The sequence below is a fragment of the uncultured Sunxiuqinia sp. genome, from assembly GCF_947495665.1.
Lineage (GTDB): Bacteria > Bacteroidota > Bacteroidia > Bacteroidales > Prolixibacteraceae > Sunxiuqinia > Sunxiuqinia rutila.
The window spans coordinates 55,977-80,270 of record NZ_CANLZV010000014.1 but is presented as its reverse complement, the minus strand read 5'-3'; the positions used below and the strand labels follow the sequence as shown (position 1 = coordinate 80,270).

Annotated in this window: 23 protein-coding genes; 21 read left to right on the top strand and 2 right to left on the bottom strand. The window is 44.3% G+C overall.

The window, feature by feature from the left end; genetic code table 11:
- Positions 1–132: 132 nt before the first annotated feature.
- Both Q1A18_RS15245 and Q1A18_RS15240 read right to left on the bottom strand, forming a co-directional pair.
- A complete protein-coding gene (locus Q1A18_RS15245; protein ID WP_299582404.1) occupies positions 133–960 on the bottom strand; it encodes a hypothetical protein in 828 nt (275 codons plus the stop codon).
- Between the two features lie 125 nt (positions 961–1,085).
- Entirely contained in the window at positions 1,086–2,030 is a 945-nt protein-coding gene (locus tag Q1A18_RS15240; RefSeq protein ID WP_299582401.1) for a S41 family peptidase, read from the bottom strand.
- Between the two features lie 942 nt (positions 2,031–2,972).
- Here Q1A18_RS15240 and Q1A18_RS15235 point away from each other — a divergent pair.
- The 21 genes from Q1A18_RS15235 to Q1A18_RS15135 all read left to right on the top strand — a co-directional run bounded on the left by Q1A18_RS15235 (position 2,973) and on the right by Q1A18_RS15135 (position 24,149).
- A complete protein-coding gene (locus Q1A18_RS15235) occupies positions 2,973–3,551 on the top strand; it encodes a sigma-70 family RNA polymerase sigma factor (RefSeq protein WP_299582399.1) in 579 nt (192 codons plus the stop codon).
- Between the two features lie 56 nt (positions 3,552–3,607).
- A complete protein-coding gene (locus Q1A18_RS15230) occupies positions 3,608–4,024 on the top strand; it encodes a zf-HC2 domain-containing protein (RefSeq protein ID WP_299582397.1) in 417 nt (138 codons plus the stop codon).
- Positions 4,024–4,539, top strand: coding sequence for a periplasmic heavy metal sensor (locus tag Q1A18_RS15225; protein WP_299582394.1), 516 nt, complete (start codon positions 4,024–4,026; stop codon positions 4,537–4,539). Before Q1A18_RS15230 ends, Q1A18_RS15225 begins: the two co-directional genes overlap by 1 nt.
- Positions 4,540–5,028: 489 nt before the next feature.
- Positions 5,029–5,526: a hypothetical protein gene (locus Q1A18_RS15220; protein WP_299582391.1), complete on the top strand. Its 498-nt coding sequence runs from the start codon at positions 5,029–5,031 to the stop codon at positions 5,524–5,526.
- A gap of 19 nt (positions 5,527–5,545) precedes the next feature.
- Positions 5,546–5,737 carry a hypothetical protein gene (locus Q1A18_RS15215; protein WP_299582388.1) on the top strand — a complete coding sequence of 64 codons (192 nt, stop codon included), beginning with the start codon at positions 5,546–5,548 and terminating at the stop codon, positions 5,735–5,737.
- Positions 5,738–6,376: a DUF2202 domain-containing protein gene (locus Q1A18_RS15210; protein ID WP_299582385.1), complete on the top strand. Its 639-nt coding sequence runs from the start codon at positions 5,738–5,740 to the stop codon at positions 6,374–6,376.
- A 333-nt stretch (positions 6,377–6,709) separates the two neighbouring features.
- Positions 6,710–7,891, top strand: a complete 1,182-nt coding sequence (locus Q1A18_RS15205) for a hypothetical protein (protein ID WP_299582382.1) — start codon at positions 6,710–6,712, stop codon at positions 7,889–7,891.
- 400 nt (positions 7,892–8,291) lie between these two features.
- Positions 8,292–9,218, top strand: coding sequence for a malate dehydrogenase (mdh, locus tag Q1A18_RS15200; RefSeq protein ID WP_299582378.1), 927 nt, complete (start codon positions 8,292–8,294; stop codon positions 9,216–9,218).
- A 63-nt stretch (positions 9,219–9,281) separates the two neighbouring features.
- On the top strand, positions 9,282–9,716 hold the full coding sequence (locus Q1A18_RS15195; protein ID WP_299582375.1) for an aspartyl protease family protein: 435 nt from the start codon (positions 9,282–9,284) through the stop codon (positions 9,714–9,716).
- Between the two features lie 84 nt (positions 9,717–9,800).
- Positions 9,801–10,208: a hypothetical protein gene (locus tag Q1A18_RS15190; protein ID WP_299582372.1), complete on the top strand. Its 408-nt coding sequence runs from the start codon at positions 9,801–9,803 to the stop codon at positions 10,206–10,208.
- A gap of 113 nt (positions 10,209–10,321) precedes the next feature.
- Positions 10,322–13,318 carry a protein translocase subunit SecDF gene (gene secDF, locus Q1A18_RS15185; RefSeq protein WP_299582369.1) on the top strand — a complete coding sequence of 999 codons (2,997 nt, stop codon included), beginning with the start codon at positions 10,322–10,324 and terminating at the stop codon, positions 13,316–13,318.
- Between the two features lie 123 nt (positions 13,319–13,441).
- Positions 13,442–13,882, top strand: a complete 441-nt coding sequence (locus Q1A18_RS15180) for a twin-arginine translocase TatA/TatE family subunit (RefSeq protein ID WP_299582366.1) — start codon at positions 13,442–13,444, stop codon at positions 13,880–13,882.
- Between the two features lie 9 nt (positions 13,883–13,891).
- Positions 13,892–14,929, top strand: coding sequence for a calcium/sodium antiporter (locus Q1A18_RS15175; RefSeq protein ID WP_299582363.1), 1,038 nt, complete (start codon positions 13,892–13,894; stop codon positions 14,927–14,929).
- Positions 14,930–14,961: 32 nt separating this feature from the next.
- Positions 14,962–15,615: an ABC transporter ATP-binding protein gene (locus Q1A18_RS15170; RefSeq protein ID WP_299582360.1), complete on the top strand. Its 654-nt coding sequence runs from the start codon at positions 14,962–14,964 to the stop codon at positions 15,613–15,615.
- A 127-nt stretch (positions 15,616–15,742) separates the two neighbouring features.
- Positions 15,743–16,507: a TIGR02757 family protein gene (locus tag Q1A18_RS15165; RefSeq protein ID WP_299582357.1), complete on the top strand. Its 765-nt coding sequence runs from the start codon at positions 15,743–15,745 to the stop codon at positions 16,505–16,507.
- Positions 16,508–16,590: 83 nt separating this feature from the next.
- Entirely contained in the window at positions 16,591–17,367 is a 777-nt protein-coding gene (locus tag Q1A18_RS15160; RefSeq protein WP_299582354.1) for an NIPSNAP family protein, read from the top strand.
- Positions 17,368–17,648: 281 nt separating this feature from the next.
- On the top strand, positions 17,649–18,947 hold the full coding sequence (gene nhaA / locus Q1A18_RS15155; RefSeq protein WP_299582351.1) for a Na+/H+ antiporter NhaA: 1,299 nt from the start codon (positions 17,649–17,651) through the stop codon (positions 18,945–18,947).
- Positions 18,948–19,182: 235 nt separating this feature from the next.
- Positions 19,183–19,725, top strand: a complete 543-nt coding sequence (locus Q1A18_RS15150; protein ID WP_299582349.1) for a DUF4251 domain-containing protein — start codon at positions 19,183–19,185, stop codon at positions 19,723–19,725.
- 90 nt (positions 19,726–19,815) lie between these two features.
- Positions 19,816–20,124: a hypothetical protein gene (locus Q1A18_RS15145; RefSeq protein WP_299582346.1), complete on the top strand. Its 309-nt coding sequence runs from the start codon at positions 19,816–19,818 to the stop codon at positions 20,122–20,124.
- Between the two features lie 45 nt (positions 20,125–20,169).
- Complete coding sequence (locus Q1A18_RS15140) at positions 20,170–22,794, top strand: beta-N-acetylglucosaminidase domain-containing protein (protein ID WP_299582343.1); 2,625 nt, start codon at positions 20,170–20,172, stop codon at positions 22,792–22,794.
- A gap of 59 nt (positions 22,795–22,853) precedes the next feature.
- Complete coding sequence (locus Q1A18_RS15135; protein ID WP_299582340.1) at positions 22,854–24,149, top strand: DUF3472 domain-containing protein; 1,296 nt, start codon at positions 22,854–22,856, stop codon at positions 24,147–24,149.
- Positions 24,150–24,294: the final 145 nt, after the last annotated feature.

The window sequence follows — 24,294 nt, the reverse complement described above, 5'->3', positions numbered from 1 at the left end:
ATAATTAGGTTTAAAACTAAGACTGGTCGTTTCATAATTTACTTGTTTATCTGCTTTAGCGTTTTTACGATGTGGAATCTTAGGAGGACACACCTCTTAACCTATATGAGATTTCCAGCATGCAATAGTCATTCATTTTTTTTTATTGCATTCTTTAATTAATTCCTGGACATGTTGAGTTTTGTTTCCCAGCTTGACCGCTTCCTGTAAATCTCTCAATGCTTTCCTCTTATTGTCAGTCGCCAAAAATATTTCAGCTCTTGTTACATAGGCGTTGTCATACTCTTTTGCCATCTTTATTGACATGTTGATGTCTTTAAAAGCATTGTCATAATTTTTCATTTTCAGATGGACATCAGCTCTGTTATTATATAGCAGAGCTTCGTTGGGATGATTGGCTATCATCTCATCATATTTCTCTAAAGCATATTTGTATTCACCTTTGGAAACTTTAATGTTTAAAAGGTTTGTAAATGCTTTATAATTATCGGGATCAAACTGAAGGATTAGGACTAAATCATTTTCTGCTCCGATAGTATCACCCAGCAGTTTTTTGGTAAATGACCGATTAATTAGCAGTTCTTCATTCGTTGGCTTTAATGCGATAGCCTGGTTGTAATCCTCCAAAGAACCTATTAAATCATCCATTTGCCTTTTTAGAGAAGCCCTGTTTGCCAAAACTGAAGGAGTGCATTTTAATTCACAAGCTTTGTTATATGAGGTCATTGCTTCATCCATCTTTCCTAGTCTCCTTTGAATTGTTCCTAAATTCGAGTAGAGGAGATGTAGTTTATTATAGTTTTTATCAGCCAAGGAAATTGAGGCCAATGCATTTTCTTCAGCGCACTTATAATCTCCGGCATTGAAACATTCCTCTAACTTTTGTTGATAATCATCGATTGTTTGGGCATTAAGGTTTAGAACCGTCAGCAGTGAAATAATAAAGGTTAGTTTTTTCATATGATTATATTTTATAATTGGCTATAACGATTGGTGCATCTTGCGGGTCAGGTTTCGCCCCTATCCTTAATTATCTGGAGTTTGAACGGAAATCCGACCAGCAAGAGCTGTTGCCAGCTATGCTTTTAGGGCGTGCTTTTAATCCATGCAATTGCTTGGGGCAAACTTTCTTCTTCGGGGCATTCAACATCTGGAATTATCCCTTTTTGAATGATCGCTTTGTTTTTATCGCAATATTTTTCAACGGCCAAAAGCAGCTTGGCATTACTTTTAAACCCAAATAGCCGGCAGTGCGAGGTTAGCCCTTTGGTTTCGCTCCCGAAAATTCTGGACTTCTCCTGAAAATCAAAGGCAAGTGCAAGAAATTCGCCTGCACTTGACGTTTTCTCACTAACCAGTACGGCAATCTTTTTCCCTTTATTCTTGAGTTGTGACTCATAAATAAGACTGTCCATCTTAAATTCGCCAAAATAGAAATAGCCATCCTCACATCGAATATTCCGAAAGACGTTTTGGTTATTGCATGAGATTCCGATTAAGGAATTTTCAAAGAGAGGCGCGAGAGCTAAGCTTTCATTTGACATTTTGCCTCCCCGGTCTTTGGTTAAATCAATGATCCAGCCCGAAAGAGGGGCTGTGTTGTCAAGTTCCAGCAATGACTTTCTTATACTTAAAGCATATTGCCTCGATAGACTATCATTGGCCGTAAAACCGGGAAGTTTGATGTAGGCAATATCTTCGTTAATGATTCTCGATTCTATTGTTGGAACTGAAAAAGTGTCGATTGTTAATTTGTTGGGGGTGTGCGGATCAGCAAAAGAGCTGTGTCCATCATCAATAAGTGTTAACAAATAACCAATCGCATCATATACGGCGTCATTCGAGTTTAAATGAGTTATTGAATCTTTTATCGTTTCTTTTACCTTTTCCCAGTCTGTTTCATTCTTCTTTATCGATTCATTCTTAATAATGGAAAATGCCTGTTCGAAGAAGGGTTCATAGCTGGCTTGTTGCTCCCTTTTGCAGGAAAGCGATAGTATAACGAGTATTAGTAGAAGTTCTATTCTCATAGGTGTCTGTTAGATCTTTTTAGCTTTGGCCGATCAAGTTACAAAACTTTACAAAACATATGCATGAGTAAATTCAGTTTGTTCTTGGTCTTTACAATTGGTGTGTTCGATGAACAAGCTCGGACAGAGAGGAAAGCGGAAAAAGGAAACTGGAGATCGGGATGGTCAAAACTCTATTGTCCGACTAAGAGGATAAAAAAGCAGCTGGGATTCAAGGCAAACATAACAAATCGACAAACACACGAACGTACAAAGGCCAAGCTAGCAAAACCTAACTCCCCAACTTCACCACCAGGTGAAAAGGATTGGCTTACGAGGGTTTTGAAGCCGGAAACCAGGGAAGGAATCCGCGCGTGCCCTGCTAAGAAAACCCTGTTTGACGACCAACGGGAGGAGTTGGTTTTCGGGGAGTGACTGACCCGTAGTTTTCGTTCAAAAGCATCGTCCGCCTTGATCTTTTCGTTCTTTTGGATCAAACCAAAAGGACAAGTTTTCTTAATGCTGACAATAATCATCCTAACCGCAGAGAAAGCGCTAAGAGAGGAAAACACGAACTCAAGAAGTCACGAACGCAGGAACTAAAAAACACCTCTTTTCGCGTTGGACGAAACTCTATTGTCCGGCTCAGGCCGATTTCCCCGCCTGACAAGGAGGAGAAAAGAACGCATCGGTGAACGGTAACCCATAACCTGACAGCGTCAGAAGGTCCTGTCAGCGTTTAATCGAAACCGACAACTTCTGACCAGTAACAGATCCTGAAACATGTTCAGGAAGACGCTCAAAGCGGATAACCGAAGACACGAACGCAGGAACTCACGGAACTGATAACGGATAACTGACAACTGAAAACTCTCAACTGACAACCGCGAACTAAAAAAAGTTTATGAATGCACCGCAAGTTTTTTTGCTAACTTGTGTCTGGTAGGTAATGGACTTTGCCCCATGGATGAACGAGCGTTAATTCGAGCCATACAAAACGGAGAAGAACAAGCTTTTAAACAGCTGGTTGACAATTACCAGTTGCTTGTTCGCAACACATGCCTGAGCTTTGTGCGTGATCGGTACGATGCCGAGGATCTTGCCCAGGAAGTGTTTATGGAAGTTTTTCGATCGGCTTCCAAATTCAGGGGCGAGTCTAAGTTGTCGACCTGGATTTACCGCATCGCCGTCAATAAATCACTCAATTTTCAGCGGGACCATAAACGGCGCAATTTTTTCCAGTCGCTGGGTGATGCCTTGTTTGGTACCGAAAAGGTGCTGGAGGGAGCAATTGCCGCTGTGGAAGAGCATCCGGAGCAACATATGGTGAACCAGGAACGGAAAGAGCGGATTTACCGGGCCATTGAAGAACTGCCGGAGCGGCAAAAAATTGCGTTTAGCCTGAGTAAGCTGGACGACTTGTCGTATCAGGAGATTGCTGAAATTATGCAGTTGTCGCTTTCGTCTGTCGAGTCGTTGATTCACCGGGCCAAGCTCAATTTGCAGAAGAAGTTGTATGCGTGTTATAAAAAAGGCATTTAGGACAGCAAGTTTTTAACTTGTTTGGTGTCAAATAAACCAGAAGTAAGGAGGTTGAAATGAAACATCGAGCCACAAAAGAGAAGTTACTGTTTTTCCTGGAAGACACGTTGTCGGCTCCGGAAAAACAGGAGGTTGCCGAGCACCTGAGCCGCTGCACTGAGTGCCGGCAGCTGTTGGAAGAGTTGCGGAAGGATTGGGCCTTGCTGAAGCTTGATCAATACACCGAGAATGATCCTTATTTTTACACCCGGCTAAAAGCTCGGATGGAAAAACCGGTGACTTCAGTTGCTCGCCGGGTATGGCAACCGGCTTTGTTTGGGGTGCTGCTTGTGCTGGCGGTTAGTCTCGGAACGCTTGTGGGTAAGCAATTCTCGGCAGAACCAGTAGCCGATGTGCGCTTTACTTCGGAGTTGGTGCCTTTTGATGGATTGCAGGAAGAGCCGATTGAACAATTTTTACTAACTTTTGAGTGATGTTTACAAAAGCAAAAATATGGATGTGGTTGGTGATCATTCTGCTGGTTACCAATATTTCTACGATCATCTCATTCCGCTATTATTCACAGAAGGAAGCGCGGCTTCCGGCAAAAACGGAATCGGTGGTGGTGCCGGGCGAACAACGAACGCGCTTTTTTAAGGAGCAGCTTGACTTAACACCAGACCAGTTGGTGTTGTTTCGCGAGGCCAACCGGAATTTCAACCGGGAAGCAAGAGCGGTTACGGGGGAGATGGAGCGCCTGCGTGCCGAATTGGTTGCTGAAATGGTTCGGACGGAATCAGACACCTTGCGGCTGGAGCAGCTTTCGGCTTTAATTGGCGAGCAGCATAAGCTGTTGAAAACAATTACCTATTCCTTTTTTCTGGAGTTGAAAGCCATCTGCTCGCCGGAGCAGAATGAGCAATTGGCTCGTATTTTTCAATCCCTGATTTCTGACGACCAGAACATCCAGCTTCCACAGCGGGGTATGCGTCGCAAGGGGCGAAGGTAAGCGGGGAAGGCCGGAGTCAAGAACCAGGAGCCAGGACCGGAGTGGCTAAGGGCTGAGGTATTTGTGCTTCGACCTGCTTCATTCGTGCGTTATTCACAATCTGAATATCCGGAAGTCCGTTAGCCCGAAAAGCTTAGCTGTTTTAAAATACCCAGACAACGAACTACGGTATAATTCCCTCCTCCATTATTTTCAATCGGAAATTCAATCATTAAACGGCATTTAAATATTTTCTAAAAAAAAGCATGGCCCTGCGCAAGTTTTCCAGGCAAGCGGTGTCCTATTGGTAAAAACAGTAAATAACCGATTGCTGATGGAGGGGAAGAAATCTTAGGCGCCCGACCAATTCCCGAATGAGCAATTGAAAACAACAATCCATGTCGGATAAGAAAATACACGCAACAGCCGGATGTCTGAAAGGAACGGTGTAATCAGAAACGGAAAGTTGCTGGCGAATTTTCGGACCGGAACAATTAAAAAGTAATCAAGATGAAACGAATGAACTATTTAGTAGGATTGGTTTTGGCGATGGCCATGGCAACCAGTGTAAGCGGACAAACACAGTCTGGTAAAAATCTTCCATGTTTGAATGGAATCAGTAACCTGACAGCAGATCAGCAAAAGCAGATTGGGGAGTTGGAACAGACCTATCAGACTCAGATGGAAGCTTTCAGAAAAGAACGGAGAAGTACTTCAAGCCTGGAAGAAAAGCAGCAGGTGTACGAGAAGATGCAAAAGGCGAAAGGAACACACCGCACCCAGGTGCTGAACGTGTTGGATGAAGGACAGAAGCAGGAATACCTGGCTTTGCAGGGAAATGGAAAACGTCAGTTTCAGGCAAATCGCAATGGCAGAAACCGGCCATGCAATGGCGTGCGCGGAAATAGACGTGGAAACGGCCAGGGGAATTTTAAAGGCAAAGGCGGAGGCAATTGCCAGGCTGTTGGAAGAGGTCAGGGACGAAGTGGCCGGAATAGCAATTGGTAATCATTAACGAATGGAAGCCATGAAGAAAATAGCTTATATCATCGCGATAATGGTTGGTGTTCTGGGAGCATGTACCGAAAATGAAATGACGGGAGCAGAACTGAAGAGTGCGTCTCTGCTATCAGTTGCTGCGGATGGAAGCACTTCTGTTGAACTCACTCAGTTGAACGCTGTTTTGGCAGGTGAGGAAACAGAATTGTCGGAAGAATAATTGGCCGGACTGATCTGGATGCGTGAGGAGGAAAAACTTGCAGGAGACTTGTATCAAGCTTTTTATGGTTTGTACGATTGGCGAATCTTTGGAAATATCTCTCGCAGCGAGTCTACACATGTTGCTGCAGTACTGAGGTTGTTTGACCTGTTTGGAATTGAAGACAGTACGCCGGATGAAGTTGGCGTTTTTGCCAATGCCGACATTCAGAAATTGTATGAAGACCTGAAAACATCGGGAGAAGTTTCTTTGGTAGAGGCCTTGAAAGTGGGGGCTTATGTTGAAGAGTTGGATATCCTGGACCTGGAAGAGCGGTTGGAGGCAACAAGCAATGCCGATATTCAGCTGGTTTATGAGAACCTGCTGAGGGGATCCCGCAACCATTTGCGTGCGTTTACCCGGGTGCTGGCTCAAAACGATGTTTACTATCAGCCTTTGCTCTTGTCCGATGATTACTTCAATGAAATTGTTGAGGGAGCCATGGAAAGAGGTTCGCAGAACGGGAATTGTGCCTTGGGCTATGGATATGCCAACCGAAATGGTAACAACAACCGGGCTCAGTATAATTCCGAAGATTGTGAAGGCAATCCCCAAAATGGCGTTGGCGGACAACAAAAAAGATACCGGGGAGGAAACTAAATCAACTTCACAGCGGGTTGGTTTTTAGTAAATGGGGTTTGAAGCGTAGAAGTTTCAAGCCCCTTTTGTTTGGTGTGAAGCGGTTTCTGGTTTTTTAGCGATCGGTTGAGAGAAGTAAAGGGGCCTGGTTTTAATTTTGAACGGAATAGAGGAGGAGCTCAACTTCCTTGATTCGGGTGATTTAACCAACAATCGCTTCTCTAATGCGTATAGGATTATTACCTGATAAAATAAAAAGCCATGAAAACTTCATTTTTAAAAAAGGGAAGATTGCAGCCCGTTTTCCTCATCTTATTAACGTCAGTATTCCTTTTGGGTTGTCAAGGAAATTTTATGGAAGCTGAAGAAGAGTTGAACTTAGCGCTGAAAGATGCTCATATCACCGAGATTGACAGCGAGGGTGCCCTGCCGGATGGTGCAGCCTATGAAATTGTTCTTCCGGAAAGCTGGAATGCGCTGCCTCTTAAAATTCTAATTGTGTATGCGCATGGCTATGTTGATGTGACAAAGCCGGTAGCGCTGCCTGCCGATAAAATAGATGGGGTTGAAATAAAGGACATTCTTCTTAATGGCATCGATTATATGGGGCAAACATTGCCTGTAGGTTATGCTTCAACAAGCTACCGGGCCAATGGCTTGGTTGTGCTCGATGCTGTTGAGGATATTTTGCAGCTACGCAGTTTGCTGACGACTTTTTTTGAGCAGTCTGAATACGACGAACCAGCTGCTATGCTATTGGCCGGTGTTTCTGAAGGTGGGTTAATTACGGTACTAACCATTGAGCAGAACCCCGGATTGTTTGATGCCGCAATTGCCACTTGCTGTCCTATTGGTAATTTCTATGATCAGCTACAGTATTATGGTCATGCGCATGTGTTGTTTAAGTATTTCTTTGGGCCAAGCGTGAGCGGCATCAACATTGGAAGCCCACGGGGAGTTTCAAAAAATACCATGTACGCTTGGGAAGCAGGTGAGTTGCCTAGGGCTATTGCTGAGGTTCTTCAAAACGATTACAGGTATAATGGAGGAAATAAAATCAGGCAGTTTATTGCCTGTGCCGGTATTCCTGTGAACATGGCAACCCAGGCGCCGGAAGATGTCATTCGTTCATTGGTTGAAGTGTTGCGATTCCCCATCATGGCTACCAATGATGCCATCATGAGGCTGGGAGGAAATCCGTATAATAATAAATACCCACCCGTTCAATACGAGGGATCGGATAACGATCGCAAGCTGAACTTGACGGTGGAGCGTATCTGTCGTCCAAACTGGGAGCAGGCTAAAGAGGAAATCGCAAACTATGAAACAACAGGTCTGTTGTATACTCCGCTATTATACATGCATACTGAATTCGACCATGTCTCCTTGTTTAGTCATCAGGGAGAATATGCAACGAAGGTTGGTGCAAACCCCTTATTTATTCCTGTGCCGGTGTTGGATCGATATGGACATTGTAACTTCACAGTAAGTGAAATTCATGAGGCAATTGGAACCTTGTTAAGTGGAATGCCCTAATAGGGTTTTATGTATTTAAAATAAGACCCCATCTCTGGATTTTATGCCTCTTTTGATAGGAGCATTGATGAGCGAAAGCCTTGCTGAATGAAGCAACCTTTTTTTGTTCGGATGAACTTACAATTTGACAGCAAGCAGGAAGGTCCGGATAAAAAAATAAACGAAAAATAAGGCTTTGCTAAAAGTTCATTTGTGGCCGGAATAAAGGAGGTCGGATCATGATCCTATGATGCCGCTTTTAACCAGCCGTTTTTCAGAGATTATGTGCAGGTCGTAAGATTGAAACGATTTATCAATCAGTTATTAAATTGTTAACCCGAATCAATATTTTTAGGCTATTTGAAAATACATTTTATCTTTGTCAACGTTAAATTTTTTATAAAATAAAAAAGAAAAAATTATGAAAGTAACAGTTGTTGGTGCAGGTGCTGTAGGTGCTAGTTGTGCTGAATATATCGCCATTAAAGATTTCGCGGACGAGATTGTCTTGGTTGACATCAAAGAAGGTTTTGCCGAAGGGAAAGCCATGGACTTGATGCAAACAGCATCGTTGAATGGTTTCGACTCAACCATTACCGGAACGACAAACGATTATTCAAAAACTGCTGGTAGCGATGTAGCTGTGATTACAAGTGGAATTCCACGTAAACCAGGAATGACTCGTGAAGAATTGATCGGAATCAACGCCGGAATCGTTAAAACCGTTTCAGAAAATTTGATCAAATATTCTCCAAACGTGATCCTGATTGTGGTAAGTAATCCAATGGATACAATGGCTTACCTGGCGCACAAAGCAACTGGTCTTCCTAAAAACCGGATCATCGGTATGGGTGGAGCTTTGGATAGCGCTCGTTTCAAATTCCGTTTAGCTGAAGCGTTGGATTGCCCACAATCTGATGTTGAAGGTATGGTTATCGGTGGTCACTCTGATACAGGTATGGTTCCATTGATTGAGAAAGCCGTACGCAACAGCGTTCCTGTTTCAGAATTCCTGACAGAAGAAAAAATGGCTGAAGTTGTTGAAGCAACTAAAGTTGGTGGTGCTACTTTAACCAAATTGCTGGGAACAAGTGCATGGTACGCTCCAGGTGCTGCTGTTTCTGAATTGGTAAAAGCCATCGCTTTGGATTCTAAAAAGATGTTCCCTTGTTCAGCTTTGTTGGAAGGTGAGTACGGATTGAACGACATCTCTTTGGGTGTTCCATGTGTCCTGGGTAAAAACGGTATTGAGAAAATCGTTGAGATTGAGCTTTCTGACGCAGAAAAAACCAAATTGGCTTCCAGCGCCGAAGGTGTAAGCAATGTGAATGCTTTGCTTGAACTGTAGTAAATCGGATTTTATTATACTATATTTAGTGCCTCTGCATGTGCAGGGGCACTTTTTTTATATATGGCAAAAATACCTGTTGAGTTGATTGAGTTGGAGCACCAAAACTACCACATGTTGGTGCAGGGAACCTTTGAAGATGGAGAAAAAGGCTATTGGATTGTGGATAGTGGCGCGTCAAAAACCGTGTTTGACCGGCAGTTGGAGCAGTATTTTAGCTTGATTGAGCCGACTTCGGATGAAGAATACCAGAGTGCCGGAATCAGCGAAGGCATGGTAGAAACAGCTGTTGGGCAATTGGGGCCGGTGGCTTTCGGGAAACTCAAAATCAAAGAACAGAAAGTGGCGCTGATCAACCTGGACCATGTCAATGAAATTTACCGGAAATACCGCGATATCCGGATTTGTGGTCTGTTGGGAAGCGATTTGTTGAAAAAGTATCACTGCGTGATTGACTACAAGTACGAAACAATTTCATTTTCAAGGCCTCGGAAATGACCGGAACTGTTGTAAAATACGTGCATGTTTTCCATCGATATTTCCCAAAAATGAATATATTTGCGACCAGTTGAATAAAATCTGGTGAAAAGAAGAACACACATATCCAAAAAAATCATGCTGCGCTTGGTGGTGCTTCTGGCGCTTGTGGCCAGTGCGGTGGTGTTTGACTTGTGCCACGATCAGCTTCCGGAGCAGGTAGCCAGCCAAACGCAGGATACTTCGGAACACCTGTTTGACCAGTCTCAGGTGGCCTATTGTAACCCGTTGAGCAGTTTTAAAATGCGCACCGGTTCCGACCGATTGATTTCAAAAATATTATTCTCCAAGGGCCAGGATCGTTTCCTGTCGGCCTACCACAACCAGAAAGCGTACCATGTACTAAAGGCTGAATCGTTGAACGAACGATTGCCGCAAAGTGCCCGGATTCATTTTCTGGAATTCATGATTTGTCATCACGCCAGCTCGGATGACAATCCTCCTCTTGCTTAAGATTTTATTCGAATATTAATTCGTTTAAAGGGCTTGTCCTAAGTCCTTGTCGGCTCTATGGTTGACTTCATTCAAGAAAATAAATAAACACATACAATCTAAATTTTAGACAAATGCAAAACAAAGGATTAATCAGAACTTTTGCCATTCTACTGGCTTTGGTTTGCGTTTACCAGCTCACCTTTACATTTAAAGCGAAGCAGGTTGAACGCCATGCCCAGGAGTACGCTCAGGGCGATAAAACAAAGGAACGGAATTACCTGGACTCCATTGCCGGTGAGGAAGTTTATAACCTCTTAGGTCTGCGTAGTTATACCTACAAAGAAGTGAAAGCCCTGGAAATGAACCTGGGTCTTGACCTGAAAGGTGGTATGAACGTAACGCTGGAAGTTTCAGTGGTTGACTTGATCAAATCTCTGTCAAACTACAGCGCCGACGAAACATTTAATGCAGCCCTCAAGCGTGCACAGGAATTGCAGCGCGACAGCCAGGACGATTTCGTAACGCTTTTCGGACGTGCTTTTGAAGAGATTGATCCAAACGCGCGTTTGGCAGCCATCTTCAACACCCTGGAGCTGAAAGATAAAGTGAAGTACAACTCAAGCAACGCCGATGTGTTGCAGGTTATTCGTCAGGAAACGGATGCAGCCATTGAAAACTCATTCAACATTATCCGGACTCGTATTGACCGTTTTGGTGTAGCGCAGCCCAATGTGCAGCCATTGCAAACACGCGGTCGTATTTTGGTTGAACTACCAGGAGTTGACAATCCGGAGCGGGTACGTAAACTGTTACAAGGAACAGCGAACCTGGAATTCTGGGAAACTTGGGATAACAGCGAAGTGTATCCTTATATGATGCAAATCAACCAGCAGTTGAAAGAGATTCAATCGTTGGAAGCTGCAGGTGCCAAAACTGAAGAGGCTGCGCAAACAGAAGCTGATCAAACAGCGGATGACGCAACAAGCGAAGATGGCAGCTTGCTGGAAGAGTTGGAAACAGAAGTTGCTGACTCAACTGCCATGGATAATATGGCTGATATCAGAAAGAATTTCCCTTTGTTTGCCGTGTTAACGCCAAGCACAACTGCTGACGGACAATTGTTCCCCGGACCTGTTGTTGGTACAGCGCATGCCAAAGATACTTCTACAGTAAATACTTACCTGAACATGCCTCAGGTAAAATCAATTATTCCACGAAGCCTGCAGTTTAAGTGGACTTCAAAAGCCGTTGATGAAGGTGGAAACTATTTCCGTCTGATTGCAATTAAAGTTACCAGCCGTGATGGCCGTGCTCCACTGGAAGGCGATGTGATTGTAGATGCCCGTCAGGATTACGAACAATTTGGCAGCCGCCCGGAAGTAAGCATGACCATGAACTCGGAAGGTGCTAAGATCTGGGCTCGTTTGACAAAAGAAAATGTAGGCAAATCAATTGCCATTGTTTTGGATAACTATGTGCGCTCATTCCCCAATGTAAACGGAGAGATTACCGGAGGACGTTCAAGCATTTCCGGACTGGAATCGGTTGAAGAGGCGAAAGACTTGGCAAACATCCTGAAATCAGGTAAAATGCCGGCACCTGCCCGCATCCTTCAGGAAGAGATTGTTGGACCTTCACTGGGGCAAGAAGCCATTAGCAGTGGTATGTGGTCATTCTTCATTGCCTTCGTTTTGGTATTGGCCTACATGTTCTTCTTCTACAGTAAAAAGGCTGGTTTGACTGCCAACATGGCGTTGCTGGCCAACTTATTCTTTGTGATTGGTGTACTGGCTTCCTTGGGAGCAGTTTTAACTCTGCCTGGTATTGCCGGTATTGTATTGACGATCGGTATGTCGGTGGATGCCAACGTGCTTATTTTTGAACGTATTCAGGAAGAGCGCCGTGCCGGTAAAGGCTTGAAACTGGCGATTGCCGATGGTTATAAAAACGCCTATTCTGCGATTATCGATGGTCAGGTTACCACGTTGTTGACTGGTATCGTGCTTTACATGTTCGGTTCTGGTCCGATTAAAGGATTTGCGACAACCTTGATTGTGGGTATCTTCACTTCCTTGTTCTCTGCGATTTTCTTGACACGCTTGGTTTTCGAACGTCAGCTGGGTAAGGATGCCAAAATTACCTTCACCTCAAAAATGACGGACAAGTGGTTGAGACATTCCGATATCAAATTCCTGGAAAAACGGAAGATTGCTTATATCGTTTCCGGAACCTTGATTGTTATCTCTATTTTTTCCTTCGTTGTACGTGGGTTTAACTATGGTATCGACTTCAAAGGGGGACGTACCTACGTAGTGCGCTTTGACGAGGATGTGAAAGTGGCTGATGTGGGTAAAGCCCTCACCGCAGTTTACGGAGAAGCTCCTGAGGTGAAAACATTTGGTGGAGACAACCAGGTAAAAGTCACCACGGAATATAAGATTGATGATTTGACCGATGATGTGGATAACGAAGTAGAACAACTGTTGCTGAAAGGTTTGCAAGACGGTGGTTTCATTGAGCAAATGGATATGGATACCTTCATCGATGATCACCGGATGAGTTCTCAAAAAGTAGGACCAACCATCTCCGATGATATTAAGAACGATGCGTTGATTGCCATCTCTTTCTCGTTGATTATCATCTTCCTCTACATCCTTATTCGTTTCCGCAACTGGCAGTACGGACTGGGAGCAGTAGCTGCACTGGCGCATGATACCATTATTGTATTGGGAATCTTCTCCGTATTCTATGGATTGTTGCCATTCTCACTGGAAATTGATCAGGCCTTTATTGCGGCGATTTTGACCGTATTAGGATATTCGATTAACGATACTGTGGTAGTCTTTGACCGTATTCGTGAGTACATTGGATTACATCCAAAACGGAACCGCGAAGAAAACGTGGATGATGCCATGAACTCAACCTTACGTCGTACCTTCAGTACGTCATTGAGTACATTCGTGGTATTGCTGGCCATCTTCCTGTTTGGTGGTACATCTATCCAGGGCTTCACCTTTGCCTTGCTGGTAGGGGTGGTGATTGGTACTTATTCTTCGTTGTTCATTGCAACACCGATTTCGTACGATACCCAAAAAAGAGCGGTTAAAATTGCTGCCAAAAGAAAATAATTAACAGCGTTTTAGAAGGGAGCCCTGACTGGTTTAGTCAGGGCTCTTTTTTTTAAAGCGAAAAGTCACTTCGGTTACCGATGTACTGAACTTGTTTGTATATTTGTTGAAAATTTTGAAAAAATGACCCTGCATATGCTGTTTATTAGTGGTGGTGAAATTGTATTGGTGATGATGCTCGCGCTTTTGTTTTTTGGTTCAAAAGCTATTCCGGATATTGCCAAAACCCTGGGAAAGGGAATGCGTGAATTTAAGAAAGCAACCAACGAAATTAAGCGCGAATTTGAAGATAACACCGGCGATTTCAAACGGGATATCGATGATATTCGGTCAACGGTAAAAAGCGAAACTCAAAAAATTGGTCAGGATATCGACCAGGTTTCTTCACGGATGAAAGAAGAAACATCTAAACTATCGCATGAAGTTGAATCAATTTCAGCGCAAACCGCAGAAAAAACGAACAAGCTTGCTGATGAAGTTGAAAAAGCCTCCGTAACAAGCGAGGAGACGAATGCTGACCTTCCTGAAACGAACGACGAAAAATTAAAGGACGGAACCCTTTAACGAAAAATCATGCCAACTCTTTTATACAGTTTGGCAATGCTGCTTTGTTTTGTTTTACTGGCACGCATTGTTGACAAGTTTTTTGTTGTCTCGCTGGATCGTATTTCCAGCGATTTGAAGTTATCGTCTGATGCAGCCGGAGCTACCCTTATGGCTGTTGGCTCCAGTGCCCCCGAGTTGTTTGTAGCGCTTTTTGCTGTTCTGAAAAAAGGAAATCACGAGGCTATTGGAATCGGAAGCATTGTAGGAAGCGCCCTGTTTAACCTACTAGGGATAATCGGCATGGTGGCCTTGGTGCGTAAAACGGTACTAACCTGGCAGCCCGTTGTTCGTGATATCATGTTCTACCTGATTGCCGTTGCTCTTTTGTTGTGGGGCATTTTTGATGGCAGCTTTAGCATGTGGAATGCGGTTGCTTTCCTGATTGTTTATGTCATTTACGTGGTGGCCGTTGTACGCTGGCGAAAGATATTTCCGTATAAAGATCATGAATATACAGCTGATGAGACTACAGAGGCTGAGGATGAAGCAGAGTCTGCCAATGTGGTTGACAAAGCCTTGGGGCTTTTCTTTCCGAAAGCGGAGAGGTACTACCTCGTTTTCTTCATGTCTATTGTTCTGATTGCTGGTTTAAGCTGGGTGTTGGTCGAGTCGGCCATTCATATGGCTCATGTTCTGAACATTCCGGAAGCCATTATTGGATTGACCATTTTAGCTGTTGGAACTTCGGTGCCCGATTTAATTTCGTCACTTATTGTGGCCAAACAAGGGCGTGGGGATATGGCGGTCAGCAACGCCATAGGATCCAATATTTTTGATATTCTGGTCGGACTGGGGTTCCCGTTTTTGGTGGCGATGCTGCTTTATGGAGGAACAATCAATGCCGGAGGACAGAATCTGCTGGAGTCTTCATTTATTCTTTTTGCATCGGTGGTGGGCTTTGCCTTATTGCTGCTGCTTAAGCGATGGAAAATTGACTGGGTAACCGGCGCAGTGCTGTTGGGCTTATATGTCTTCTATTTGGCTCGCGAAATCATCTTACTTTAATTATCTTTAAAGCTCATTAAAAACTATTTCGTTTGATTGAGGTTCAAAATATAACCAAGTCCTTTGGTAAGCTTCAGGTGCTTAAAGGCATTGATTTGCATATTCCGCAAGGAAAACTTTACAGCATTGTTGGTCCTAGTGGGGCCGGAAAAACCACCCTGTTGCAGATTATGGGTACGCTAAGTAAGCCGGACTCGGGCGAGTTGGCTATTCGCGAGCAAGCTGTTTTTACGATGGATGAAAAACGTTTGGCTGCCTTTCGTAATCGGGAAATTGGTTTCGTGTTTCAGTTTCATTACCTGTTGCCCGAGTTCAATGCCTTGGAGAATGTCTGCATTCCGGCTTTCATTGCTAAAAAATCGAAAAAAGAGGCTGAAGCCAAAGCGGAGGAACTGCTTCATTTTTTGGGGCTGAAAGACCGAATGACTCATAAACCTTCGGAATTGTCTGGTGGCGAACGCCAGCGTGTAGCGGTGGCCCGGGCATTGATCAATGATCCGGCAGTTGTGTTAGCTGATGAGCCTTCAGGTAACCTGGACTCCAAAAACCGGGAAGATTTACACGATTTATTTTTTACACTTCGCGACCAGTTTAATCAAACGCTGGTAATCGTTACGCACGATGAAGACTTTGCGCGCCAATCGGATAAAATTATTCGTATGCGCGATGGCTGGATTGAAGAGTAGAAGTTAGTATTTCCATTGTTCGGGCGGGATTGAACAGCTCCTCGTATTTCTTGTTATGTAGTTTTGATGTTGCACAAGGCGCTCCAAAAGCGAGAGGGGCCAGCACACATTTGACTAATAAAGGAACATGGAAACATACGAAGAATTGCGCCAACTGCTGGATGAAAAGGCCAGTCAATATAATCACCCGGAATTTATAGCTTCTGATCCCATTCAGATTCCCCGCCAGTTTGCGCAGAAAGAGAATATCGAAATTTCCGGATTTCTCGCTGCTACCATTGCCTGGGGCCAACGGCCAACCATCATCAAAAATGCCTTTAAACTGATGGCCATGATGGATCAAAAACCCTACGAATTTTTAATGCATACTGAGGAACAGGATTGGGGCCACTTTCTAGACTTTAAGCACCGCACGTTCAATGGGGTCGACTGCCTGTTCTTTTTGCGTTCACTTCAAAATATTTACAAGAAGCATGAAGGCTTGGAGGCTGTTTTTACCAAGGGTTACCAAACAGATCAGTCGATGGCTGCGGCCTTGCGTTATTTTAGGCAGGTGTTTTTTGAAGTGCCTTTTGAGCCGCGCTCGCAAAAGCATGTTTCCAATATTGATAAAGGAGCTTCGGCCAAGCGGCTGAATATGTACTTGCGCTGGATGGTGCGTCAGGACGACCGTGGGGTGGATTTTGGCTTATGGAAGCAGATTCCGATGTCGGCTTTGCTTTTGCCGCTGGATGTCCACACGGGGCGTCAGGCACGCCAGCTCGGTTTGCTCACTCGCAAGCAGGATGACTGGAAAGCAGTGCTGGAATTGACCGAAAAACTGCGAGCGTTTGATCCGCATGATCCGGTGAAATATGATTTTGCGCTTTTCGGAATGGGGGCTTTTGAGTAAGCTGCAGAAGATGATTGAGTTATTGCGGATTATTCCGGGTGGTTTTGTATCTTCAAGTCGTTAACCTCTAAACCAAAAAACGAATGAAAAGACGAAACTTCCTGAAAGGCTCGGCCGTATTGGCCGGAGCTACCGTAAGCGGACAGCTTGCAGCGAATGTAGTCGCACCACCTTCTGAAAAGGAAATTTACGAATGGCGCGTGTATTATTTTAAAAATAGCGGACAGCACAATAAGGTCGGTCGCTTTTACCAGGAAGCTTTGATGCCGGTGTTGAATGAAAATGGCGTGAAAGTGGGGGCTTTTGGCGAGTATGGTAAGACTGATCCGCCGACGGGTTATTACTTGATGGTATATCCTTCCATGACTGAATACTTCCGAGTGAAGAAAGCGGTCTGGAAAAATGAAACTTTCTTAAAACAAGCAAAAGAATATTTTGACGAAACTGCGGAGTATGGCACTTACAGTCGTTTCGAGACTTATTTGATGGAGGCATTTGATGCCATCCCTCAGTTGCGTCAGCCTGATCAGGCACGCGGATTATTTGAATTACGGACTTACGAGAGTAATAACGAAGAAGCGGGGCAGCGTAAGATTAAGATGTTTAATCAGGAAGAACTGGCCCTGTTTGACCAGGTTGGCTTGCATGCCACATTCTTTGGTGAAATTCTTGCCGGGCCGCAAATGCCGGCTTTGATGTATATGCTTTGGTTCGAAAATATGAAAGAACGCGATGCCAACTGGAAAAAATTTGTTGGCAGTCCGGAGTGGAAGGTCATGAGCCAAAAAGCGGAGTATGTGCATACTGTTAGTGTGGTCAATAAGAAATTTTTGATTCCGTTGGAGTATTCTCAGATTTGACCAGGTGTGCAGAACGAAGATGCAGAAACTCCGAAATTGTTTTCTTGAATAAAAGAAGTGAATAGCATCATCATTTCAGTATTAAATCGACGTTATTTCGGAATGTTTTTGTGAACTTTTTCCCGATTTCTTTGATATGTTTATAGCGATAATTCATCATAAGTGATTCTGACTGGTCACCGTGAAAAGTTTTGCTTGCGGTTTGGCGATTTTGTTTTCACCAATTTTGTATAACGCTGACGATTGAACAGGCTTGAAACGTTGGCACAAATTCTTCATTCATGATTCAGAAAATAATAACACCTTTTCAGAAGTTTGTTAAAATTAAGAGTTTTAGCGGGATTCTCTTATTAACGGCTACCATTTTAGCGTTAGTTTGGGCCAATTCACCGCTAGCCCACCTGTACGAGTCGCTTTGGGACTACAAGCTGGGGTTTACTTCCGAACATTTTAGTTTGAATAAACCCCTGATCCTATGGGTGAATGACGGGTTGATGGCCATTTTCTTTTTTCTGATTGGTCTGGAAATCAAGCGTGAATTATTGATTGGAGAACTGAATTCAGTTAAAAAAGCTGCTTTCCCTTTCTTTGGAGCGATAGGGGGGATGATTGTGCCGGTGGCCTTGTTTCTTTTTCTTAATAAAAACCCTGAAACAGCGCAAGGATGGGGAATCCCGATGGCCACTGATATTGCGTTTTCGCTGGCCATTCTGAATGTGCTCGGGAAACGGGGACCTGTCAGCCTGAAGGTGTTTCTGACTGCCTTTGCAATTATTGATGATTTGGGAGCAGTTATAGCTATTGCCATTTTCTATACGGCCGGGATGCAGTGGTCATTGCTTTTGTATGCTTTTGGATTACTGGCCCTGCTCTTTATTTTATCTTCTCTGAAATTCTATTCCAAGTACCTGTTTTTTGCAGTGGGCGTTGTGGTTTGGGTATTGTTCCTAAAATCGGGTGTTCATCCAACCATTGCTGGTGTACTAATGGCCTTTACCATTCCTATTCGTCAACGAATTGATGTGCCCAACTACACCAGCAAACTGAAAGGAATATTGGAAGGATTGAAACTGTCGAAGTCAACTTCTACACCAATTTTAACCAATCAGCAAATTGAACAAATGGATGAGCTGGAAGACCTGACAGAAAAGGTACAATCGCCTTTGCAGCACCTTGAACACAGTCTGCATGGTTGGGTGGCTTATTTTATTATTCCTGTTTTTGCTTTGGCCAATGCCGGAATTTCAATTGGAATGGATGTGCAGTTGGATGTGGCACTGATTACTTCCATCGTCGTTGGTTTGGTTGTTGGAAAAACAGTGGGTGTAAGCTTGTTTGCTCTTCTCGGACAAAAATTGAAACTGGTTGATTTCCCTGATGGCGTGAACCTGAAGAATATTTTAGGCGTTGCCATGTTGGCCGGAGTTGGATTTACCATGTCCATCTTCATCTCAAACCTGGCTTTTGCTGATCCGATTTTGACCGATTCTTCCAAGGTCGGGATTTTGCTTGGTTCGCTGATTGCCGGTGTAGCGGGTTATGTTTTCTTGTACTTCAACGGGACGAACAAAACATCCTGACCTGCTTATTAGTCGATAAAATACATTTTGGGGAAAGCCTCCCGAAATAGAAGATAGATAGCCTGGTAGTTGAAATGCCAGGCTATTTTTGTTTTTGGGAGTTATATCGTAAGGTCATGTCTGTTCCTATTCTGGAATGGAAATGAGGTTAAATTGTGTTAACAGCTGGCGACATTCTATATTTTTGGAATAAAACTTGTATAGTGCTTATACATAAAAGGATAAGGAGGGTAAGATGAAAAAGCTAGTTGTAATTTTGTTGATACTTATGGTTTCGCCAGGAGTATGGGCGCAGCAGGAATCTGAAAGCTCAGCCCCTAGCAAAAAGGAAAAGCGCCAACTGGAACTGGAACAACAGTTTCTGCAAACCCAGGCTTTGCTCGAAAGCCGTGATTTTGTGCTTGAAGCTGATTTCCTGCAAGATCGCTATGGCAATCGAGTGTTCGTAAGTTCCATCATTAACTTCATTGCCATTGATAGTACCGAAGCTGTTATTCAGATAGGCTCGAACCACAGCTTTGGCCCGAATGGGCTTGGAGGGGTAACGGCTAAAGGAAGGATTACCAACTGGGAATTGAAAACCAATGAAAAGAGGAAATCATTCCGATTGACCGTGAACGTAATGACTAATATTGGTTTGTATGATGTTAATTTCTCCATCAGTGCATCCGGAAGAGCCACGGCATTACTTACCGGATTAAGACGAGGCAATTTGTCATTTGAAGGAACCCTGATCCCTCTTCAGGAATCATCTGTTTTTGAGGGGAATTCGATTTGAATCAGGACTTGAATATTGAATAGAATCGTTATCTTTTTGAATGAAAGGGTAACGATTTTTTTTAGGAGAAAGGATAGTTCTACAGTCAGAATGGTCGAATGCCATGGAGCTTTCAGAAGGCAGGGCTGGAAGCTCCAACGATACAAAAACCGTTTGCCCGTAGTTGGAACTTATGGAGAGGGAGTCGTGGCTCTGAGTAATCAGGTAAAAGTAGATCATGCGGCATGGAGAAATGTCACTATATTTGAAACTTTCTCCGGAGATGAGCTTAGCCGGATAACCATGGTAGGCACAGGCGATGCCAACAATCGGTCTACCTTAGTTGCCTACCCGGCAGGTGCACCCCGAATTGAGGCAGTTGCATTTGACGGTGCGCGAACGCTGGTTTACGGAGAATAGAAGAATACTACTATTATTACTCTTACTACTAATTATTGAAAACAAATGATGTTTAGAAAATGGAGCTTGTTGCTGCTTGGTCTGGAATTGATGGCAGCGACAAGCGGAAGCGCGACGAATGTGCAAGTGGAAGTTGAGGAGACGAAGTCAGGCGTGGAAGCCTTACTGGCAGATCAACTACAGTCCGGTTTCGACATGCCGGATATCTACCCGGTTCCTCAACAAGTGAATCTGAAAGGAGAAAATGTTTTACTGAAGAAAGGACGTACAAGTTGGAAATTAAGTGACCAGCTTGATGCGGGCAGCAGACAGCTGTTGCATGGCATGCTGGATGGTTTTTCAGTGAAAGTGGTGGCTGCTTTAGCTGGCGAACCGGGAACGAAAAACTACAATCAGGTTCCGGAACAGGCCGAGGGCTACTTTTTAGCGGTTTCTGCAAAGAAGATTATTTTGGTAGGACGCGATGCTGCGGGTGTTTTTTATGCCGCGCAAAGTTTGAGTCAGCTGTTGGAAAACACAGGAGATGGCTTGATCCTGCCGGCTGTTGAGATTGTCGACTGGCCCGATGTTGAATTTCGTGGTACTGTGGAGGGCTTCTACGGCAAGCCCTGGAGTCATGCGGACCGACTGAGTCAGCTTGAATTTTATGGAAAGTATAAGCTGAACACCTACATTTATGGGCCGAAGGATGATCCTTTCCACGGGTTTTCTGACCAATGGCGGGAACCTTATCCTGACGATAAAGCCGCTCAGATTACCGAGTTGGCCGAAACGGCCTTGCAAAACCAGGTCAACTTTGTTTGGGCCGTTCATCCGGGGAGAGATATTCACTGGACCGACACCAATGGCGACGGACTGATTGACGACTTTGTGGCTTGTTTGCACAAGTTTGAAATGATGTATGAGCTTGGGGTGCGTTCGTTTGCGGTGTTTTTTGACGATATCAGCGGAGTAGGGACTGATGCTTCGCGACAAGCTGAAATGTTGAATTACCTGAATGCGGAATTTGTCCGGAAAAAGGATGATGTTACACCGCTGATTATGTGCCCAACGCAATACAATCGAGTCTGGTCGGGTGGCGATTACCTGTCAATTTTGGGTGAGCAGCTGGATCACGATATTAACATCATGTGGACCGGCAATTCGGTGTGCGCCGACATTGAGCGCGATGGCATGGATTGGATCAATGCTCAGATTAAGCGGAAAGCCTTTATCTGGTGGAACTGGCCGGTGAGCGATTATGTGCGTACCCGCTTGCTTTTAGGGCGAACTTATGGATTGGATCCCAATAATTTGGGAACTTTTTCAGGCTTTGCTTCCAATCCAATGGATAAGCCGGAAGCATCGAAAATTGGCTTGTTTGGAGTAGCGGACTATACCTGGAATATGGCTGGTTTTCAGTCGCACCAATCGTGGATTGACGGGATTCAGCGTTTGTTTCCGGAGCTGCACAACGAGATGTTGCTGTTTGCAAGTCATAACAGCGACCAGGGACCAAACTCTCACGGCTATCGGCGTGAAGAATCAGTTGCCATTTTACCATTTACTTCGGCTGCCTTGGTTTCCAGCAAGGAAAAAGGAAGCATGACTGATTCTGTAAAAACACGACTGCAAGCCGAGTTTGATCATATTATTCAAGCTGCACAGCGACTTCAAAGTCTACTTCCGAAAGTCAATCCAGCGCTTTATGATGAGTTGGAGTACTGGTTGCTATCGTTTGAAGCTTTAGGGCGCGCCGGAAAAGAGGCCATGGCTTTAGCTGAAGTTTCAGCGGCGCAGCCAGAAGATATGTTTAGCCAAATCAATAAGGTGTTTGAGCATTTGCAGGCAATGGAGCAATACAGCCATCAGCAAAAGTTGAAAGGTGCTCCTGATCGCTGGGCTCGCGGGTGTGAAGTGGGGGGAACCGTGCTCATTCCTTTTGTAAATCAACTTTTTCAGCAATTGGCCCAGGAACGTTTTGCAAAATTTACGGGCAACCAGTATGCTGACATCGCTAACGACAGTCAGGAGCAATATCAGTTGTTGACTTCGGTTGAGGCTTTGAAGCGTGTTCCGGTGAGTCGTCAGGGGAAGTTTGTTACGATAAAACCCATGCTTGAAGTGATTGCCTTGCAGCCGGATGATTTTATAGGCATTGAACTACCGGACGGTATTTATGCCAACTACATTCACCTAAAACTGGACAATCCGGAAGTGAGCGAGCGCGGAGAAGTGCAGGTTTCAACCGATGGAGTGGAATGGAAAACCCAGCCAATGCATAGTGATGAAGCCGAGTTGCAAGCAAGGTTGGATCAGAAGCATCAAATCCGTTATATTCGTTTCCGGAATAAATCTGAAGAAAAGCTTGAGCTTAAGGTTAATCAATTTAAGGTAGATGTGCCGGAAGATGCACGTATCAACAGCGAAACGGCTCTATCTGATGGCGACTTGTTTTCTTTCTACACGGTGCCTCAATCAAGCGAAGCCTTGGTAATTCCAAAGCCGGAAACTGCCTCCGGATCACAAGTATGGGTTGTGGGTGACACCAGTGGTGTGGAAATTATTTATGCCAATGGAACACGGGTGCACTATTCGGATAAAACGGCAGATAAGAGTCAGAAAATCACTGGAGTTCGTATTCTCAATTCAAAACAGCCTACTCAGCTTCAGGAAATTATTTGGGAATAAACGCCAACCTGTGAATGATAATACAAATCAAACAAGTAGAAAAAACTAACAGTAAACATATGAAAAAGCAAAATCAGATTGTAAAAATGTTTGTAGCGGCTTTGGTGGCTTTAGCGCTTCAGGCCGGAATGGTGGCAAAAACGCTTCAGGCTCAGGTACTCATTCCAACCACCGGCAACAGCTGGGTGATCAATAATGGTTCGAAAACAACTGAAAACATTGGCCCGGATGGGATTCACATTCAGAATGGTTATTCTAAAGTATTTCGGACTTTTTTTTATGCTGAAGAAACCGGCACAATTCAGTTGGGAATTAGGGGCCACGTGATGAATGGAAAGGCGCGGCTAAAATTGGCAATGGGGGCACAGGAGAAAACGGTCGAGTTGACAAACGAAACGCCGACCATTCTTTGGGCAGGCGATTTCACGGTGAACAATCCGGGGTATCAACAGCTGGACATCAGCCTGCTTGATGGCGATGCAACTGTTCAAATCAGTGATGTGGCAGTGAACGGAGAGCCGACCGAAAAGGGATTCTATTTTGCGAAAGATGACTTTTACTGGGGCCGCCGGGGACCATCGGTGCATTTGCGTTATCTGGTTCCCGAAACGGTAAAGGATGTTACTTATTTTTACAATGAAATTACGGTTCCTGTTGGCGAAGATGTGATTGGCTCCTATTTTATGGCCAATGGTTTTGGTCAGGGTTATTTCGGTATTCAGGTGAACTCTGCCGAAGAACGTCGTATCTTATTTTCTGTTTGGAGTCCGTTTCATACCGATAATCCCAATGAAATACCGGAAGATCAACGAATCAAAATGCTTCGAAAAGGAGAAGGTGTTCATACGGGGGAATTTGGGAACGAAGGCTCCGGCGGACAAAGCTACAAGAAGTTTATGTGGAAGGCCGGAGTTACTTATGGCTTTTTGTTGAAGGGAGTGCCTAATGGTGATAATTCCACTACATTTACAGCGTGGTTTTTTGATCCGGAAGTAGAAGACTGGTCACTGATTGCCAGTTTTGAACGCCCAAAAACAGATACGTACCTGACGGGTTTGCACTCGTTTTTGGAGAACTTTATTCCGCAGGCCGGAACATCGAGCCGAAAGGTGCATTACACCAACCAATGGGTGGTGGATGCGAAAGGAAATTGGACTGAATTGAATCAGGCAGCCTTTTCAGCAGATGCTACGGCTCGCAAAAATTCGCGTTTGGACTATGCCGGAGGCCAGTTTGGCGATACCTTCTTCCTGAAAAATTGTGGGTTCTTCACCGGGGAAACGGATTTTGGCGCACAGTTTACCCGCGAGGCTAAAGGGAAGCACCCTGCAATTGATTTTAATTCATTGCCTTAATGCAAAACCAAGAGAGACATTCAGTAATAATTGTAGAAGCTTGCAAAATGTAGCTGAAGCTATGAACGCGGGACTTGTTGATTTTTAGTCAACTTTTCCCGCGTTTTATTTCAGATAAGCACTTCTTTGAAGGTTTTCTATTGAA